This is a genomic window from Alkalilimnicola sp. S0819 (assembly GCF_009295635.1).
In the GTDB taxonomy this organism is placed as follows: Bacteria; Pseudomonadota; Gammaproteobacteria; order Nitrococcales; family WHIW01; genus S0819.
On sequence record NZ_WHIW01000031.1, the window covers coordinates 1 to 2,149 of the forward strand.

1 protein-coding gene is annotated in these 2,149 nt (G+C 58.4%); it reads right to left on the bottom strand.

The features are described from left to right. Positions 1-1,277: 1,277 nt before the first annotated feature. Positions 1,278-1,841 carry a hypothetical protein gene (locus GBG68_RS13810; protein ID WP_152148366.1) on the bottom strand — a complete coding sequence of 188 codons (564 nt, stop codon included), beginning with the start codon at positions 1,839-1,841 and terminating at the stop codon, positions 1,278-1,280. Positions 1,842-2,149 lie beyond the last annotated feature (308 nt).

A 2,149-nucleotide genomic window follows, 5' to 3' on the forward strand; every position in this document is an offset into this window, starting at 1 on the left:
GGCACGTTCTTTTTCTCTCGCGGGTGGCACAGTAGCTTGCCTTCCTTCCACTGCCGGTGGAGCACCCTCTGACCCTCGGATTCGTGTTCTCATCCACCGCTAACGGCTAGCGGTAAGCCGCGGGAAAAACGCGCAGCGTTTTTGCCGTCGGCTTGACCGCCTTGTTAGCACGGTGGTGAGCGTGACTACGCCCAGTGAACCACCACGCTGCAATTTCTTTCTTCTTTCACTCCGGCCGGGCAGAACCACTGCCGTGCTGGGGGCCAACTTAACCCGACGCGGCACCGCCGTGCCAGCGGGCAGGGCAGTGAAGGTGGCATTCGCGGCCGCAACCACCCGTGGGACCAGGCTATGCCGAACACGCCCCTGGGTGGTCGGCTCGTAACCCCAATGAGCGGAACCACGACAGTGTTGGGGCCCGCCCTATGGGCGCCAACGGGGCTGTTCCCACTGAGGGCGCGCCTTCACAGAATGGACCGAGGGCGGAAATATCCACCCTTTGTGGCACTGCCCGAGCCGTTCCTGATGCGTTTGGTTGCGACCTTCTTTGAGGTCGGCACGGATCGACATTCTGGCCACCGAGATCGCGAACCCTAATTTTCTCCCCTGGGGCCTGCACCCGCTAACGGCTAGCGGTAAGCCGCGGGAAAAACGCGCAGCGTTTTTGCCGTCGGCTTGACCGCCTTGTTAGCACGGTGGTGAGAGTGGCTACGCCCAGTGCACCACCATGCTGCAATTTCTTTCTTCTTTCATTCCGGCCGGGCAGAACCACTGCCGTGCTGGGGGCCAACTTACCCCGACGCGGCACCGCCGTGCCAGCGGGCAGGGCAGTGACGTTGGCATTCGTGGCCGCAACCACCCGTGGGAGCAGCCGATGCCGAACACGCCCTAGGGTGGTCGGCCCGTAACCCCAATGAGCGGAACCACGACAGTGTTGGGGCCCGCCCTATGGGCGCCAACGGGGCTGTGCCCACTGAGGGCGCGCCTTCACAGAATGGACCGAGGGCGGAAAGAGCCACCCTTTGTGGCACGGCCCGAGCCGTTCCTGATGCGTTTGGCGGCTACCTTCTTTGAGGCCGGCACGGATCGACGTACTGGCCACCGAGATCGCGAACCCTAACTTTCTCCCCTTGGGCCTGCACCCGCTAACGGCTAGCGGTAAGCCGCAGCGAAAACGCGCAGCGTTTTTGCTGTCGGCTTCACTGCTTGGTTAGGCTCTCGTTTTTGTTGCACTTCAAAGTTGAAATCAGCCGGATAATGCTTTCCGGAAACCTATGCTAGGCGTTGAACAGAAGACGTACATACGGACCGACCATAAGCCCAAGTGCAGCTACTAGTACTAAGGCTCGAAGTGATGATTTGCGCTCAGCGAACCGACGCGGTGGATTGATGAGCGTCCCGTAAATCTTCACGAACCCGACGAGGTACGCAAATATGACTGCGGCGAGTCCTATTCCCCATAGTGCCCAGCCGACATTACACCAGAAGATCGCTGCACCAACCCCGAGGCCGAGAAACACTCCGGACCCAATACTTCCTAGCTCGAATGTTCGGCAAGCCGGATAGATCGCCAACCACCGGTAAGCTTGTGAGTCTGGATCGAACCGACGACTTAGGAGAAGGAGGGCCGGCAACGCGAAAAGCACCCAGCTTGCTAGAAAGTGAAAGGTGCGCGGCGCTGAATGCTCCAGCAGTGCGCCGACAGCTTCTTCTTGTAGCGCGGGAGACATTTCCGGCATCAAAGCAGAAACGAATAACGACGGGATTGCAAGATACACCGCAATCTTCGTGTACTGCATGCCAATCGTTGTGAGGCTTAGCGGCAGGGGATTCTCGAACATGGTTTTTGCTGGCGCCTAACGGGCGCGGCTTCACTGCATGGTTAGGTTCTTGTTGTTTTTGTTGCACTTAAGAGTTGAATTCACGAATATTCAATTACCTCTATTGAAACTGGCTTCAAGTCCACGCACAAGCCAGCACCACTAGCACTTATGATTTCGCCTACAACGGCGATCTCACTTCCTCGTTTAAGGAAACGCTGATTTATTCGGGGGCAGCCGTTCCGTCGGTGGCTGTGGCTTGAGACAATGTCGGCCCTCCCCGGTTGAGAGTGAGTACGTGGTCGATGCAGTCGAGCTTCTCTGATCTT